16 protein-coding genes are annotated in these 15128 nt (G+C 62.6%); 3 read left to right on the forward strand and 13 right to left on the reverse strand.

What is annotated here, in order from left to right:
- The first annotated feature begins 210 nt into the window (after positions 1-210).
- Positions 211-375 (forward strand): alternative ribosome rescue factor ArfA, encoded by a 165-nt coding sequence (arfA, locus tag ACF8RA_RS23630; RefSeq protein WP_339444023.1) that lies wholly within the window; start codon positions 211-213, stop codon positions 373-375.
- A gap of 60 nt (positions 376-435) precedes the next feature.
- Positions 436-1752 carry a lytic murein transglycosylase gene (locus ACF8RA_RS23635; RefSeq protein ID WP_209963243.1) on the forward strand — a complete coding sequence of 439 codons (1317 nt, stop codon included), beginning with the start codon at positions 436-438 and terminating at the stop codon, positions 1750-1752.
- A 34-nt stretch (positions 1753-1786) separates the two neighbouring features.
- Here the strand turns inward: ACF8RA_RS23635 and ACF8RA_RS23640 are convergent, their stop codons facing one another.
- The 13 genes from ACF8RA_RS23640 to ACF8RA_RS23700 all read right to left on the reverse strand — a co-directional run bounded on the left by ACF8RA_RS23640 (position 1787) and on the right by ACF8RA_RS23700 (position 14129).
- On the reverse strand, positions 1787-2725 hold the full coding sequence (locus ACF8RA_RS23640; protein WP_392519634.1) for an LD-carboxypeptidase: 939 nt from the start codon (positions 2723-2725) through the stop codon (positions 1787-1789).
- 98 nt (positions 2726-2823) lie between these two features.
- Positions 2824-3840 (reverse strand): lipoyl synthase, encoded by a 1017-nt coding sequence (lipA, locus tag ACF8RA_RS23645; RefSeq protein WP_003249742.1) that lies wholly within the window; start codon positions 3838-3840, stop codon positions 2824-2826.
- 2 nt (positions 3841-3842) lie between these two features.
- Positions 3843-4490 (reverse strand): lipoyl(octanoyl) transferase LipB, encoded by a 648-nt coding sequence (lipB, locus tag ACF8RA_RS23650; protein ID WP_176683210.1) that lies wholly within the window; start codon positions 4488-4490, stop codon positions 3843-3845.
- The gene (locus ACF8RA_RS23655) at positions 4490-4765 is read right to left on the reverse strand and encodes a DUF493 domain-containing protein (RefSeq protein WP_003249736.1); all 276 of its coding nucleotides are present in this window, start codon (positions 4763-4765) and stop codon (positions 4490-4492) included. Before ACF8RA_RS23655 ends, lipB begins: the two co-directional genes overlap by 1 nt.
- Before the next feature lie 73 nt (positions 4766-4838).
- Positions 4839-5999 carry a D-alanyl-D-alanine carboxypeptidase family protein gene (locus ACF8RA_RS23660; RefSeq protein ID WP_176683209.1) on the reverse strand — a complete coding sequence of 387 codons (1161 nt, stop codon included), beginning with the start codon at positions 5997-5999 and terminating at the stop codon, positions 4839-4841.
- 179 nt (positions 6000-6178) lie between these two features.
- Entirely contained in the window at positions 6179-7180 is a 1002-nt protein-coding gene (locus ACF8RA_RS23665) for a septal ring lytic transglycosylase RlpA family protein (RefSeq protein WP_392519635.1), read from the reverse strand.
- Positions 7180-8190: a lytic murein transglycosylase B gene (gene mltB, locus ACF8RA_RS23670; RefSeq protein ID WP_176683207.1), complete on the reverse strand. Its 1011-nt coding sequence runs from the start codon at positions 8188-8190 to the stop codon at positions 7180-7182. Before mltB ends, ACF8RA_RS23665 begins: the two co-directional genes overlap by 1 nt.
- Positions 8191-8207: 17 nt before the next feature.
- Complete coding sequence (rodA, locus tag ACF8RA_RS23675; protein ID WP_176683257.1) at positions 8208-9311, reverse strand: rod shape-determining protein RodA; 1104 nt, start codon at positions 9309-9311, stop codon at positions 8208-8210.
- A 38-nt stretch (positions 9312-9349) separates the two neighbouring features.
- Entirely contained in the window at positions 9350-11239 is a 1890-nt protein-coding gene (mrdA, locus tag ACF8RA_RS23680; protein ID WP_176683206.1) for a penicillin-binding protein 2, read from the reverse strand.
- Between the two features lie 16 nt (positions 11240-11255).
- Positions 11256-11723 (reverse strand): 23S rRNA (pseudouridine(1915)-N(3))-methyltransferase RlmH, encoded by a 468-nt coding sequence (gene rlmH / locus ACF8RA_RS23685; RefSeq protein ID WP_003249722.1) that lies wholly within the window; start codon positions 11721-11723, stop codon positions 11256-11258.
- Positions 11724-11733: 10 nt separating this feature from the next.
- Complete coding sequence (rsfS, locus tag ACF8RA_RS23690) at positions 11734-12153, reverse strand: ribosome silencing factor (protein ID WP_009685825.1); 420 nt, start codon at positions 12151-12153, stop codon at positions 11734-11736.
- 43 nt (positions 12154-12196) lie between these two features.
- On the reverse strand, positions 12197-12889 hold the full coding sequence (nadD, locus tag ACF8RA_RS23695; RefSeq protein WP_176683205.1) for a nicotinate-nucleotide adenylyltransferase: 693 nt from the start codon (positions 12887-12889) through the stop codon (positions 12197-12199).
- Positions 12858-14129, reverse strand: a complete 1272-nt coding sequence (locus tag ACF8RA_RS23700) for a glutamate-5-semialdehyde dehydrogenase (RefSeq protein WP_176683204.1) — start codon at positions 14127-14129, stop codon at positions 12858-12860. Before ACF8RA_RS23700 ends, nadD begins: the two co-directional genes overlap by 32 nt.
- 329 nt (positions 14130-14458) lie before the next feature.
- Here ACF8RA_RS23700 and ACF8RA_RS23705 point away from each other — a divergent pair, with 329 nt between their 5' ends.
- Positions 14459-15127 (forward strand): DNA-3-methyladenine glycosylase, encoded by a 669-nt coding sequence (locus tag ACF8RA_RS23705; protein WP_176683203.1) that lies wholly within the window; start codon positions 14459-14461, stop codon positions 15125-15127.
- Position 15128 lies beyond the last annotated feature (1 nt).

A 15128-nucleotide genomic window follows, 5' to 3' on the forward strand; every position in this document is an offset into this window, starting at 1 on the left:
TCTCCACCCGCCGTTCACCGTTGACGCCGCTACCGTATTCGCGGGTGAACCCGCTCCTACGCCGATCGGGGGCGGACACACATTGGCGATTGGGCGCAGGCCCGCGCCTGCATAGGCACCAGAGCCTCGATCATATACACAATCAATTGGCCCCCACCCCTCGGGGGGCCTACAGTGCGCCCGAAACCCACCCAACCCTGGGAGACCACCATGAGAAAAAAGCCGAAAAAGCACGGCCCCAACAAGGCCAAGTCCATCATCGCCCAGCCACTGTTCCGCTGCCGCCAGGAACAACCGAACAAGGGCAAAGGCAGCTACCGCCGCGAAGCCTTCCAATCGAGAGATTGGGAGGCTTCCTACTTTTTGGCTGCATGAAAGCATCGCAAGCGCAGGCATGATATGGTCGTCACCTGACCTGCAACTCTGGATCTGTGCATGCTCTTCCGTATTATCCCCCGCTGGGAAACCCGCCAGCTGATCGCGGCCTCCAGCTTCATCCTGCTCGTGGCCTGTGCGGAAAAGCCCACCGCCGCCGACGCGCTGCCGCTGGCCCCTGCCCAACCCAACCCAGTGGTGACCGTGCCCGGCGCAACGCCCGACGTCAGCACTGAAATCCAGCCTCTGCAAACCTTCGCCCAATGGCAAGCGGGCTTCCGCGAGCAGGCCCTGCAAGCCGGCATTTCGCCGAGCACCTTCGACCGCGCCTTCCTCGGTGTCACCCCTGACCTGGACGTGATCAAGGCAGATCGCAGCCAGCCGGAGTTCACCCGCCCGGTATGGGAATATCTCGAAGGCGCCCTGTCGCCCCTGCGTGTGCGCAACGGCAAGAAGCTGCTGGTGCAGAACGCTGAGCTGCTGACTCGCCTCGAGCAACAATATGGCGTGGACCGCCAGGTGCTGGTCGCGGTGTGGGGCATGGAAAGCAACTTCGGTCAGTTCCAGGGCAGCAAGTCGGTGATCCGCTCGCTGGCCACTTTGGCCTATGAGGGCCGCCGCCCACAGTTCGCCCAGGACCAGCTGATTGCCGCGCTGCAGATCATCCAGCATGGTGACATCCAGCCTGAAGCCATGCGGGGCTCGTGGGCCGGCGCCATGGGCCAGACCCAGTTCATCCCGACCACCTACAACACCCATGCCGTGGACTTCGACGGCGATGGCCGCCGCGACATCTGGAACAGCACACCAGACGCCCTGGCCTCAACAGCGCACTACCTGCAGAGTTCGGGCTGGAAACGCGGCCAACCGTGGGGCTTCGAGGTACAGGTGCCGGCTGGTTTCGACTTCTGGCAGGCCGATGGCGCACAGCGCAAACCGGTGAGTGAATGGCTGGCGATGGGCTTAAAACTGCCAGCAGGTACCCGCCTGCCAGCAGGTAGCAACCAACTGTCTGCCGCCCTTCTGCTGCCGGCCGGTGCACGCGGCCCGGCGTTCCTGGTGCTGGACAACTTCCGCGCCATCCTCAAGTACAACAACTCGTCGTCCTATGCCTTGGCAGTGAGCCTGCTCGGGGATCGCTTCAGCGGCTGGGGCTTCATTGCCGGCAGCTGGCCGAAAGAGGACCTGCCGCTCAGTCGCAGCGAGCGCATGGAGCTGCAGCACTTGTTGAACAGCCGCGGGCATGATGCGGGTAAAGCCGATGGCATTATCGGGGCCAATACCCGCAAGGCGATCCGCAATGCCCAGCAAGGGCTGGGATGGCCAGCGGATGGCTACCCGACCCATAAGCTGCTTGAGAGCCTGCGGCAGCAGTAAGCATTTCGGGGCCGCTGCGCGGCCCCCGACAATCTCACGCCCTGAACAGATCCTGCTCCAGCACCAGTGTTTGCTGAACACTGTCCAGCCTTACCCGAGCCCCCAGCGGCAAGCATACATTCGGGTCACAATGCCCGCTGCGCCAACCCGCCAGCACCGGCACCCCCAGCGGTGCAAACGTATCCTCCAGCAACGGCGTCAGCGCCGCTGTGGTAATCCCGGCAAAGTCACCCACCAGCACGCCTTTGATCCCCTCCAGCTTGCCTGCCAGGCGTAACTGGGTCAGCAGCCGATCCACCCGGTACAACGGCTCGTTGACGTCCTCGATGAACAGGATGCAGCCTTGGGTATCCAGCTCGGCAAGCGTCCCCATGGTCGCACCCAGCATCGACAGGTTGCCACCCAACAGCGGCCCGCTGGCCACCCCCGGCAGCACGCTATCCAAAGCGAAGCCCTCCGGGTGCGCGACCTGCTCGCCTGCCTTCACAAGCCCACCCAGCTGCGCCAGCAACGACGACTCGGTAGGTGGCAACTTGGCGCCCAGCAGGTCGGCATTGAGCATCCCCCCATGGAAGGTCACCAGTCCGACATGCCGGTAGATCGCCGTATGCAGCGCGGTGATGTCGCTGTAGCCGATCAGCGGCTTGGGGTTGCGTCGGATCAGTTCGAAGTCGAGCTGATCAAGCAAGCGCATGCTGCCGTACCCCCCACGCATGCACAGAATGGCGTCAATGGCCGGATCGGCAAAGGCTGCGTGCAAGTCCTGCAGGCGCTGCTGGTCCGGCCCAGCCAGGTAGCCCTGCGCCTGCAGGGCACCCGGGTAGATACAGCAACGGTAGCCGCGGTCGACGAACCACTGGCTAACGTTGTGCGCATCAAGCCGCGCCGCGCCCGCCGGGGCGACAATGGCAAAGCACGCGTTGGCCGGCAACGCGGCTGGCAGGGTGGGTTGGAAGGTTTTGGCGCAATACATCGCGGCTCCTTGCAGCGCATGGGACACAAACAAAAATGCCGATGCCGCCCTTGGGCGCGCATCGGCATCTGTGGCTCTGCTCTTGGCTAGAGCATAGCTCAGAGCTTGATCTTGGCTTCGTGAGCCTGCTGGTCGGCGTGGTACGAAGAACGCACCAGCGGGCCAGAAGCAACGTTCTTGAAGCCCATCTTGTAACCCTCCTCGGCGAACCAGGCAAAGGTGTCCGGGTGAACGAACCGCTGCACCGGCAAATGGCTGCGCGACGGCTGCAGGTACTGGCCGAGGGTAAGCATGTCGATGTCATGCTCGCGCATGCGGTGCATCACTTCGATCACTTCCTCGTCGGTCTCACCCAGGCCGAGCATCAGGCCCGACTTGGTCGGTACGTGCGGCACCAACTGCTTGAACTTCTGCAGCAGGTCCAGCGACCAGTCATAGTCCGACCCCGGGCGCGCGGCCTTGTACAGGCGCGGTACGGTCTCGAGGTTGTGGTTGAACACATCCGGCGGCTCTTGCGCGGTGATTTCCAGGGCAACGTCCATACGGCCGCGGTAGTCCGGCACCAAGGTCTCCAACTGCACGCCCGGCGACAGCGCGCGGATTTCGCGGATGCAGTCAGCAAAGTGCTGGGCACCACCGTCACGCAGGTCGTCGCGGTCCACCGAGGTGATCACCACATACTTCAGGCGCAGGTCGGCAATGGCAACCGCCAGGTTTTTCGGCTCGTCCAGATCCAGCGGCTTCGGTCGGCCGTGGCCAACGTCGCAGAACGGGCAACGACGGGTGCAGATGTCACCCATGATCATGAAGGTGGCGGTACCACCCGAGAAGCACTCGCCCAGGTTCGGGCAGGATGCTTCTTCGCACACGCTGTGCAGTTTGTGCTTGCGCAGCAGTTGCTTGATGCGGTCTACCTCGGGCGACACCGGGATACGCACGCGAATCCAGTCGGGCTTCTTTGGCAGCTCATCGGTAGGGATGATCTTCACCGGGATGCGCGCGACTTTGTCGGCACCACGCAGCTTGACCCCAGCTTCCACCTTCTTCGGCGCTGGGCGCGGGGTGGCATCCTGGGTAGGTATCAGGTTCGGCACGGCTTCTTGCACAGTTGTCATATTCAGTCGATTCCGCCCGTGAGGGTCGTCTGCTCAGCGTAGTCGAGGTGCTTGACCAGCTGTCCGCGCAGCCTTGTCCTGACCTCGTCGAGTTCGATCGGACCTGCCAGGTCGCGCAGCTGGGTCATCGCCAGCCCCGCATAGCCGCAGGGGTTGATTCGGCGGAATGGCGCAAGGTCCATGTCCACGTTCAGGGCAAGGCCGTGAAACGAACGGCCGTTGCGAATTCGCAGGCCGAGGGAGGCGATTTTCGCTCCGTCGACATAGACACCCGGGGCATCAGGCTTGGCAGACGCCTGAACAGCATAGCTGGCGAGCAGGTCGATGAGGGCCTGCTCGATACGGCTGACCAACTCACGCACGCCAAAGCCCAGCCGGCGCACATCCAGCAGCAGGTAGGCCACCAGCTGGCCGGGGCCATGGTAGGTGACCTGGCCGCCGCGGTCGGTCTGCACCACCGGGATGTCGCCCGGCACCAGCAGGTGTTCGGCCTTGCCGGCCTGCCCCTGAGTGAAGACCGCAGGGTGCTCGACCAGCCAGATTTCATCCTGGCTGTCCGGGCTGCGCTGCTCGGTAAAACGACGCATGGCCTCGAGCACCGGTTCATAGGGCTGCAGGCCAAGCTCGCGAAAACCGAGGCAGGCGGACATCAGAGCACCATTTTCACGATGCCAGTAGCGCGCAGAGCGCTGTTGATATCGTGCAACTGGTTCTCGCTTTCGGCAACGATGTGCAATTGCACGGTGGTGTACTTGCCTTCCTTGCTCTGGCGTTCGGCCAGGGTGGAAAGGTCGACTTTGGCGTGCTTGCTGAGAATCTCGATGACCGTGTCCTTGAAACCGACAACGGTGTCACCGATGACCTTGATCGGGTAATCGTCGCAGGGGAATTCGATCTTGTGCGACTTGACGTCTGGTTCGCTCATGGCGGAAACGGCCTCGTAAGCCGTGGCAACAACAACACCCCCGCGGTATGCGCGGGGGCATGCAGGTCACGTATCAGTTGAACAACCCGTAGAAGAATAGACGGATGCTATCCCACATACGGCGGAAGAAACCACCTTCCTCGACGCCATCAAGGGCGATCAGGTCGGCGCTGTGAACCACTTTCTCGTCCAGTTTGACTTCCACTTTGCCGATCACGTCACCTTTGGCGATCGGTGCGGTGAGCTGCGGGTTCATGGTCATCGAAGCCTGCAGGCGCTTCAATTGGCCTTTAGGCATGGTCATGGTCAGGTCGTCCGCCAGGCCAGCCTTGACTTGGCTGGTCGCACCCTTCCAGACCGGTGCCTGGGTCAGCTCGGTGCCCTTCTGGTAGAAGGTCTGGGTTTCGAAGAAGCGGAAACCGTAGGTCAGCAGCTTCTGGGTTTCGGCAGCACGCGATTGTTCGCTGTTGGTACCGAACACCACGGCGATCAGGCGCTGGCCGTCACGTACGGCAGAGGCCACCATGCAGTAGCCGGCTTCGTCGGTGTGACCGGTTTTCAGGCCATCGACGGTCTTGTCACGCCACAGCAGCAGGTTGCGGTTAGGCTGCTTGATGTTGTTCCACAAGAACTCTTTCTGCGAGTAGATGGCGTAGTGGGCCGGATCGACACTGATGATCGCACGGGCCAGGGTCGCCATGTCGTGCGCCGACGAGTAGTGCTCAGGGTTAGGCAGGCCGGTCGGGTTCATGAAGTGGCTGTTGGTCATGCCCAGGTCGGCAGCCGTCTTGTTCATCATGTCGGCGAAGGCGTCTTCGCTGCCGGCGATATGCTCGGCCAAGGCGACCGAGGCGTCGTTACCGGACTGGATGATGATGCCGTGCAGCAGGTCGCTGACCGTTACCTGGCTGCCAACCTTGATGAACATGCGCGAACCGCCGGTACGCCATGCGTTTTCGCTGACGGTAACCGGGTCGTTTTCACCGATCTGGCCACGTCGGATGTCCAGCGTGGCGATGTAGGCGGTCATCAGCTTGGTCAGGCTGGCTGGCGGCAGGCGCTCGTCACCGTTGTTCTCGACCAGCACGTTGCCGCTGGACGCGTCCATGAGTACGTAGGACTTGGCTGCCAGTTGTGGTGGCGCCGGCGTCATCTGCTCGGCCGCGAAGGCGACAGGCGTGATCAGCAGCAGTACAGGCAGGCAAAGTCGTTTGGCAAGGTTGGTGATGTTCATCCGTCTCTCGAAAATCGCTAATGGTCTGAGATGTTCCCTGGGCAAGATCATGTGCCCAGCGCCAGTCAGTCTAGTTTTATGGCCGTTGGCCTGGCCCGCGAACGTGCGGCTTTATGTCGCTGCGGGCAAAAGCTGTCATTGTACATGGCCGAGCCCGGCAATTCATGACAAAACCGCAGTCAGTCTGCTGTGACCACCTTGGCCTGCCCCAAGTTCGCCAAGCGAATGCTGTCTTGTGCTTGCCGGATCTCACCCTGGCTGCCGATCGGCCCCAGGCGCACGCGGTGCAGGGTCTGCTGGTTACGCACGATCGAGCTGATGAACACGGGTGCACTGACCATGGTGCTGAGCTTGGCGCGCAGCAACTCGGCAGCGTCAGGGTTGGCGAAAGCGCCTACCTGCAAGAAACTGCCAGCGTTGCCGCCAGGCACGTTGTTGCCACCCACCTGCACCGGGACCACTGGTGCTGCGTGTTGCTGTGGTGGCGGGTTCCATTGCTCGACACGCCCGGTGCTGGCCGGTATTGCCTGGGTTTGCGCCACTTGCGGCTCCTTCAACACCATCGGCGGCGTCTGGCCACGCTGAGCCCACCACTGTTTCGGATCGATACCCTCGACGCGCACGTGCGCAGTGCCGATTTCGGCATAGCCGAGCTTTTTCGCCGCAGCATAGGACAAGTCGATGATACGGTCGGAGTAGAACGGGCCGCGGTCGTTCACGCGAAGGATCACGCTGCGGCCGTTCGCCAGGTTGGTCACCCGCACATAGGCAGGCAGTGGCAGGGTCTTGTGCGCTGCGCTCATGCCATACAGGTCGTACAGCTCACCGTTGGCAGTGTTCTGCCCGTGGAATTTGGTGCCGTACCATGACGCCGTACCCTCGGCGCGGTAGTTGCGCGAGTCCTGTATCGGGTAGTAGGTCTTGCCAAGCACGGTGTACGGGTTGGCCTTGTAGTTACCGGTGTGCACGGTCGGCGTGGCATCGGGGATCTTGTTCACATCCACGTCCCACCACGGTGCGCCGTCCTTGTGCGCCCGGTTGATGTCAAGGCCCGGCTGGCTGCGCACGACATTACCACTGCTTTGCGGGGCCGGGCGGTTGGAAGAGCAGCTGACCAGCGCCACACCGACGGCGAGGCAGGTGAGCAGCTTGAAAGAGTTGGCAGAGATGATTGCGCGCATTACTTGATGCCCCGTACTTGAACCAGCTGTTCCGCAAGCTGATGTACCGCCATGGCATACATCACGCTGCGGTTGTAGCGAGTGATCGCGTAGAAGTTCTTCAGGCCCATCCAGTACTCGGGACCGTTCTGGCCTTCGAGACGGAAGGCGGTAACCGGCAGATCATCGCGCAGGGAATCATGAACCGACCAGCCAAGCGTACGCAACTCTCCAACCGTTTTCACCGGCTCGATGCCGGTCGTCAGGCCTTCGTCGACGCGCTCGCCGGCCACCCTGGCGCGACTGACCACACCCTGCCCGGCCACCCAGCCGTGGCGCTTGAAGTAGCTGGCCACGCTGCCGATGGCATCGTCAGGGTTGTTCCAGATATTGATATGGCCGTCCCCGTCGAAGTCCACCGCGTAGTGGCGGAAGCTGCTTGGCATGAACTGCGGCAGCCCCATGGCACCGGCGTATGACCCCTTGAGCGTCAAGGGGTCGAGCTGTTCCTCGCGGGCCAGCAGCAGGAACTCACGCAGCTCCTTGCGGAAGAATTCGGCCCGTGGCGGATAGTCGAAGCCCAGCGTCGACAGGGCGTCGATCACCCGGTAGTTGCCGGTATTGCGGCCAAAAAAGGTTTCCACGCCAATGATCGCGACAATGTACTGCGCAGGTACGCCGTACTCCTGCTCGGCCCGCGTCAATACGGCCTCGTGCTGGCGCCAGAAGTCCACACCGCGAGCGATACGCGCATCGGTGATGAACATCGGCCGGTAGTCCTTCCACGGTTTGACCCGTTCGGCCGGGCGCGATATGGCGTCGAGGATCGACTGCTTGCGCTGCACCTCACGAAACACACCCATCAGTTGCTCAGGCGCAAAACCATAGTCGCGGCTCAGTTCGCCAACGAACGCGGCTACCTGGGGCGAGCCGTCGTATTCGCCGGCATGGGCCAGCTGTACAGCGCCGAACAGGCCCATCGCTCCGATCCAAGGCGCACAACGGGCAGCCCAGTTACGCACTGCTTGCATGAAATTGTTCACCTTATTCAAACCTGCGCGATCCATTTGCGGTGCGTATGGATCGACATCAAAACGCCAAACGCTGACAGCAGCGTCACCAACGATGTTCCGCCATAGCTGATGAACGGTAGCGGCACGCCCACCACGGGCAGAAGGCCACTTACCATTCCGATATTGACGAATACGTATACAAAAAAGGTCATGGTCAGGCTGCCCGCAAGCAGCTTGCCAAACAGGGTCTGCGCCTGGGCCGTGATCACCAGGCCACGGCCGATCAGCAGCAGGTAGACAATCAGCAGCAGGCAGATGCCGACCAGGCCGAACTCCTCGCCGAGCACGGCGATGATGAAGTCGGTGTGGCTTTCCGGCAGAAAGTCCAGGTGCGACTGTGTGCCAAGCAGCCAGCCTTTGCCAAACACCCCGCCCGAGCCGATCGCCGCCTTGGACTGGATGATGTTCCAACCGGTGCCCAACGGGTCGCTTTCAGGGTCGAGGAAGGTCAATACCCGCTGCTTCTGGTAGTCGTGCATGACGAAGAACCACATTGCCACTGCGACTGGCACTGCTGCCGCCAGCACGCTGAGAATCCAGCGCCAGCGCAAGCCGCCCATGAACAGCACGAACGCACCGGAGGCCAGGATCAGCAGCGCGGTCCCCAGGTCGGGCTGACGCACGATCAGCATGAACGGCACACCGATCAGCACCAGGCTGATCGCCACGTGCTTCAAATGGGGCGGCAAGGTGCGCTTGGACAGGTACCAGGCGATGGTCGCCGGCATGATGATCTTCATGAATTCCGAGGGCTGGAAGCGGATCACCCCTGGGATGTTGATCCAGCGCGTGGCACCCATGGCGTTGTGGCCCATCACGTCCACCACCACCAGCAGCAGCACTCCGGTCAGGTAGGCCAGCGGCACCCAGCGCGCCATGAAGCGCGGCTCCAGCTGGGCGATGACGAACATCGACACCAGACCGATGCCAAACGAGGTGGCTTGCTTGAGCAGCAGGTCCCAGTTCTTGCCACTGGCCGAATACAGTACGAACAGGCTGCCGGCTGCAAGGGTCAGCAGAATGATCAGCAAGGGGCCGTCGATATGGATGCGCTGCAGAAAGCTGGCACGCCGACGCATCACATCCTCGCTGGAGAGCATGCGATCGAAATTGTTCATCACAGGGCCGATTCCTGGGTAACGGTGGCTGGCGCGAACTCGGGTTTGAGCTGGCCATTTTCGTCGAGCAACCAGGCGTCCATGATCTGGCGTACCACCGGTGCGGCGACACCCGAGCCGGACTCACCGTTCTCGACCATCACCGAGACCACGATTTTCGGGGCTTCGGCTGGGGCAAAAGCGACGAACAGGGCATGGTCGCGGTGGCGCTCCTGAAGTTTGTTGCGGTCGTACCTCTCGCCCTGCTTGATCGCCACCACCTGAGCGGTACCGCTCTTGCCTGCAATACGGTACTGGGCACCGGCAGCTGCTTTGCGCGCGGTACCGCGGGCGTTGTGCATCACCTGCTCCATGCCATGGGTGACCTTGGCCCAATCGGACTTGTCACGCAGCACGATGTTTTCCATCGGGTTGTTGTCCACCGGCGGCTGGCCTTCGATGGTCTTGGCCAGGTGCGGGCGGTTCCACACGCCTTTGTTGGCGATCAGTGCAGTGGCCTGGGCCAGTTGCAGCGGCGTTGCCTGCATGTAGCCCTGGCCGATGCCGAGAATCAGGGTTTCGCCGGGGAACCAGGCCTGGCGACGGGTGGCTCGCTTCCATTCGCGCGACGGCATCAACCCGGCAGACTCCTCGAACATGTCGAGGGAAACCCGCTGGCCGATACCGAACTTGTTCATGTAGATGGACAACCGATCGATACCCATCTTGTGCGCAAGGTCATAGAAGTAGGTGTCGTTCGAGCGCATGATGGCGGTATCCAGATCCACCCAGCCATCACCGGAGCGGTTCCAGTTACGGTATTTATGGTCGTAGTTGGGCAGCTGGTAGTAGCCTGGGTCAAACACCCTGCTGCTGGCATTGACAACGCCACTGTCCAGTCCGGCAATAGCCACCGCCGGCTTGATGGTCGAACCCGGCGGGTACAGGCCACGCAGCACGCGGTTGAATAGCGGCCGATCGATCGAGTCGCGCAATTCACCATAGGCCTTGAAGCTGATGCCGGTGACGAACAGGTTGGGGTCGAAGCTAGGCTGACTCACCATCGCCAGGACTTCGCCGGTTCGCGGATCGAGCGCAACCACTGCACCACGCCGGCCTCCCAGGGCGGCTTCGGCGGCCTCCTGCAGCTTGATGTCCAGGCTCAGCACAATGTCTTTGCCCGGCTTCGGGTCGGTGCGTTTGAGCACCCGCAGCACGCGGCCACGGGCGTTGGTCTCGACTTCCTCGTAACCCACCTGGCCGTGCAGGGCATCCTCGTAGAAGCGCTCGATGCCGGTCTTGCCAATATGGTGGGTACCGCTGTAGTTCACCGGGTCGAGCGTTTTCAGCTCTTTCTCGTTGATCCGCCCTACATAACCCACCGAGTGGGCGAAATGCGCACCCTGCGGGTAATGCCGCACCAACTGGGCCACCACTTCCACACCTGGCAGGCGGAACTGGTTTACCGCCACACGGGCGATCTGCTCTTCATTGAGCTCGAACAGGATCGGCACCGGCTCGAATGGCCGGCGGCCTTGGCGCATGCGCTTTTCGAACAGGGCGCGGTCGTCAGCGGTGAGATCCAGCACTTCGACGATCGTATCCAGCACTTCCTGCCAGTTACCTGCACGTTCGCGGGTCATCGACAGGCTGAAGCTGGGCCGGTTGTCGGCAACGATCACCCCGTTGCGGTCGAAGATCAGCCCGCGCGTCGGCGGGATCGGCTGCACATGCACCCGGTTGTTCTCCGACAGCGTGGAGTGGTAGTCGTACTGGATGATCTGCAGGTAGTACAGCCGCGCGATCAACACGCAAACAAGCAGCATGATCGCCACTGCGCCGACCACGACGCGCTTGCGCACCAGGCGGGCGTCTTTCTCGTGGTCCTTGAGACGGATCGGCTGCGACATCGGACTGCTTACAGGCTCATTTGTGGTAAGGGTGCCCGGACAACACGGTCCAGGCGCGATAGATCTGCTCGCCGATGAGTATCCTTACCAACGGGTGCGGCAAAGTCAGCGGCGACAGCGACCAACGTTGCTCGGCGCGTGCGCAAACCTCAGGCGCCAGGCCCTCCGGCCCCCCCACCATCAAATTCACCGTGCGCGCATCCAGGCGCCAGCGGTCCAGCTCGGTGGCCAACTGCTCGGTACTCCAGGGCTTGCCATGGACCTCGAGGGTGACAATGCGTTCCCCAGGTTGCACCTTGCTCAGCATGGCTTCGCCCTCCTGACGGATCAGGCGAGCGACGTCCGCATTCTTGCCACGGGTGTTCAGCGGGATTTCCACCAGCTCCAGCGACAGCTCAGCGGGCAGGCGCTTGGCATATTCATGCCAGCCTTCCTCGACCCACTTTGGCATACGCGAGCCGACTGCAATCAGGCGCAGACGCACAGCGCTTTCCTTATTCGCGGTCTTTGAGCTTGTCGGAGTACTCGTGGGCATGGTCCGGGCTGTGGTGCTTGCCATCGGCGGCACGGCTTTGCTCGGCACCCTGCCACAGACGCTCAAGGTCATAGAACTGGCGGGCAGCGGCGGTCATCATATGCACGATGACGTCGTTCAGGTCCAGCAGCACCCAGTCGCTATCGCCCTTGCCTTCTTCACCCAGTGGCTGGGCGCCCTTGGCCTTGACCGCTTCACGGACCTTTTCGGCCATCGCGTTGATCTGGCGGTTGGAGGTACCGGTGGCAATGATCATGTAGTCGGTCAGGCTGTGCTTCTCGCGCACGTCGATGACCTGGATGTCCTGGGCCTTGACGTCTTCCAGCGCGGCCTTGGTCACTGCGACCAGTTCTTCGCCGTAAATTTTCTGCTTGGTCATATAAAACTCGTTCAACTCGTTGGATGAGGCGCCAGAGGCACCGTCAGTTGGGCGCACGATACAGTTCGTGCGCCTCGATATAGGCCAGTACGGCGTCCGGCACCAGGAACCTCACCGATTTGCCGCTGGCCAGCAGCTGTCGGATCTGTGTAGCCGACACCGCAAGCGGCGTCTGCCAGACGAACGAAATATTTCCCGCCGGGCCGGACATGGCGGTGGGATCGCTCTCCGAGCGCGCAGCCAACAGGTTGCGCAACTCGTCAGGGGGTTCTACGTCGGCATCCGGACGTTGCAGTACCAGGATGTGACAGTGTTGCAGCAATTCTTCCCAGCGATGCCAGGCGGGCAGGCCACAGAAGGCATCCCAACCCAGCACCAGGAACAGCTGGTCGTCGCCGGACAGTTCGGCGCGGATCGATTCCAGCGTATCGATGGTGTACGACGGCTTGTCACGTTCCAGCTCGCGGGCATCGACGCTCAGGCAAACGACGCCCTGCACCGCTTCACGGACCATGGCCAGGCGATCCTGCGCGGCCACCTGTGGCGTGTCGCGGTGCGGCGGCCGGGCATTGGGCAACAGGCGTAGCTCATCCAGCCCCATGAACTCGGCCACTTCCAGCGCGCTGCGCAGGTGGCCTATATGCACGGGGTCGAAGGTACCACCTAGAATGCCGATGCGTCGGACTGCCTGGGCCTTGCTCAACTCAGCAGGACCCCTGGCCGCGCAACTGGCCATCGCCGATCACCACATACTTCTCGCAGGTCAGGCCTTCCAGGCCGACAGGGCCGCGGGCATGGAGCTTGTCGGTGGAAATACCGATTTCCGCCCCCAGGCCGTACTCGAAGCCGTCGGCAAAGCAGGTCGGGGTGTTGAGCATGACCGACGCCGAATCGACCTCAGCCATGAACTGACGGGCTTCACCCTGGTGTTCGCTGATGATCGAGTCGGTGTGGTGCGAGCCGTAGTGGTTGATGTGCTCGATGGCCTGGTTCAGGCCGTCGACCACGCGAATCGACAGGATCGCATCGAGGTATTCCGCGTGCCAGTCGGCTTCGGTGGCCGGTTTGGCGCTGATGATAGCCTGGGTACGCTCGCAACCGCGCAGCTCCACGCCCTTCTCCACGAAGCGGCGGGCCATTTCTGGCAGGAAGCGCTCAGCCACTTGTTGGTCGACCAGCAGCGTTTCCATGGCCCCGCAAATGCCGTAGCGGTAGGTCTTGGCGTTGAAGGCCACATTCCAGGCCTTGTCCAGGTCGGCATGCTGGCTGACATAGATGTGGCAGATACCGTCCAGGTGCTTGATCACCGGTACGCGGGCATCGCGGCTGATGCGCTCGATCAGGCCACGGCCTCCGCGCGGCACGATGACATCGACGAATTCCGGCATGCTGATCAGCGCGCCCACGGCTTCGCGGTCGGTGGTTTCGACCACCTGCACCACCGCTGCCGGCAAGCCGGCTTCGGCCAGGCCGCGCTGGATGCAGGTGGCAATGGCGCGGTTGGAATGGATGGCTTCGGAACCGCCACGCAGGATGGTTGCGTTCCCCGACTTGAGGCACAGGCTGGCAGCATCAATGGTCACGTTCGGGCGCGATTCATAGATGATCCCGATCACCCCCAGCGGGGTACGCATCTTGCCTACCTGAATGCCCGATGGACGGTAGCTCATGTCGCGAATGGCACCGACCGGGTCCGGCAGGCTGGCCACCTGGCGCAAGCCGGTGATCATGCCGTCGATGCGCGCAGGGGTCAGCGCCAGGCGGTCGAGCAGTGCGGGCTCCAGACCACTGGCGCGGCCGGCGGCCAGGTCCAGCTCGTTGGCAGCAGTGAGTTCGGCACGGGCAGCGTCCAGCGCGTCGGCGGCGGCTTGCAGGGCGCGGTTCTTCTGCGCGGTGCTGGCACGGCCAATCACCCGGGAAGCCTCACGGGCAGCGCGACCCAAGCGGGTCATATAGTCAAGAACGGACTCAGTCATGGGTTCGGTGTCTTGGCGAAGGGGAAATCGGCTGATTATAACTGCCGCGCAGGTGTACGCCCAGCGGCGGGTGGCGGATGGTAGAAAATGGATGGGGCAATGCGCAGGAAAGATGTAACCGGGGTTATCGAGATTGGCACCTCCTGTTGCGACCCTTTCGCGGGCGCGCCAGCTCCCACAGGGCTTTCACAAGGCCTGGACCTATGCACCACCAGTGGGAGCGGGCATGCCTGCGAAAGAGCCGGCACTGCCAACATCACCATCCAATTCAGCCTCGATTAAGCCATTCATTGCTATCATCCCTGCCCCTCCAGCCACGAACTGCCCGCATGCCAGCCCTGCCCGACAGCTTTTTCGACCGCGACGCCCAGACCCTGGCCAAGGCCCTGCTGGGCAAGGTCATCCGCCACCGCCACGGCGACCTGTGGCTGGCCGCGCGCATCATCGAGACCGAGGCCTACTACCTTGCCGACAAAGGTAGCCACGCCTCGCTCGGCTACACCGAAAAACGCAAGGCGCTGTTCCTGGATGGTGGGCACATCTACATGTACTACGCCCGCGGCGGCGACTCGCTGAACTTCAGCGCCCAAGGGCCGGGCAACGCCGTGCTGATCAAGTCTGCCTATCCTTGGCAGGACACCCTCTCGGGGCCCGACAGCCTGGCGCAGATGCAACTGAACAACCCCGATGCGAGCGGCAACCTACGCCCGGAAGAACGCCTGTGCGCCGGCCAGACCCTGCTATGCCGGGCCCTGGGCCTGAAAGTGCCGCACTGGGACGCCCAGCGTTTTGACGCCGAACGCCTGTACGTCGAGGACTGCGGCAACGCCGTGCCCCGAGTGGTCCAGGCCGCTCGCCTGGGCATCCCGCACGGGCGCGACGAGCACCTGCCGTACCGCTTCGTCGACGCCGAGTACGCCCGTTTCTGCACGCGGAACCCGTTACGCCGCGGCCAAGTCGAAGGCCGTGATTTCTTCATTCTCGAACAAGGAAGCTGAA

Source organism: Pseudomonas sp. FYR_5 (assembly GCF_043106315.1).
In the GTDB taxonomy this organism is placed as follows: Bacteria; Pseudomonadota; Gammaproteobacteria; order Pseudomonadales; family Pseudomonadaceae; genus Aquipseudomonas; species Aquipseudomonas putida_Y.

What these genes read in the sequence shown, in the direction of transcription:
- ACF8RA_RS23660 (WP_176683209.1), bottom strand. Translation starts at nt 5,999, where the DNA reads ATGAACATCACCAACCTTGCCAAACGACTTTGCCTGCCTGTACTGCTG.
- nadD (WP_176683205.1), bottom strand. Translation starts at nt 12,889, where the DNA reads ATGGCCAGTTGCGCGGCCAGGGGTCCTGCTGAGTTGAGCAAGGCCCAG.
- lipA (WP_003249742.1), bottom strand. Translation starts at nt 3,840, where the DNA reads ATGACAACTGTGCAAGAAGCCGTGCCGAACCTGATACCTACCCAGGAT.
- mltB (WP_176683207.1), bottom strand. Translation starts at nt 8,190, where the DNA reads ATGCAAGCAGTGCGTAACTGGGCTGCCCGTTGTGCGCCTTGGATCGGA.
- lipB (WP_176683210.1), bottom strand. Translation starts at nt 4,490, where the DNA reads ATGTCCGCCTGCCTCGGTTTTCGCGAGCTTGGCCTGCAGCCCTATGAA.
- rodA (WP_176683257.1), bottom strand. Translation starts at nt 9,311, where the DNA reads ATGCGTCGGCGTGCCAGCTTTCTGCAGCGCATCCATATCGACGGCCCC.
- ACF8RA_RS23705 (WP_176683203.1), top strand. Translation starts at nt 14,459, where the DNA reads ATGCCAGCCCTGCCCGACAGCTTTTTCGACCGCGACGCCCAGACCCTG.
- rsfS (WP_009685825.1), bottom strand. Translation starts at nt 12,153, where the DNA reads ATGACCAAGCAGAAAATTTACGGCGAAGAACTGGTCGCAGTGACCAAG.
- arfA (WP_339444023.1), top strand. Translation starts at nt 211, where the DNA reads ATGAGAAAAAAGCCGAAAAAGCACGGCCCCAACAAGGCCAAGTCCATC.
- ACF8RA_RS23665 (WP_392519635.1), bottom strand. Translation starts at nt 7,180, where the DNA reads ATGCGCGCAATCATCTCTGCCAACTCTTTCAAGCTGCTCACCTGCCTC.
- ACF8RA_RS23655 (WP_003249736.1), bottom strand. Translation starts at nt 4,765, where the DNA reads ATGAGCGAACCAGACGTCAAGTCGCACAAGATCGAATTCCCCTGCGAC.
- ACF8RA_RS23640 (WP_392519634.1), bottom strand. Translation starts at nt 2,725, where the DNA reads ATGTATTGCGCCAAAACCTTCCAACCCACCCTGCCAGCCGCGTTGCCG.
- mrdA (WP_176683206.1), bottom strand. Translation starts at nt 11,239, where the DNA reads ATGTCGCAGCCGATCCGTCTCAAGGACCACGAGAAAGACGCCCGCCTG.
- ACF8RA_RS23700 (WP_176683204.1), bottom strand. Translation starts at nt 14,129, where the DNA reads ATGACTGAGTCCGTTCTTGACTATATGACCCGCTTGGGTCGCGCTGCC.
- ACF8RA_RS23635 (WP_209963243.1), top strand. Translation starts at nt 436, where the DNA reads ATGCTCTTCCGTATTATCCCCCGCTGGGAAACCCGCCAGCTGATCGCG.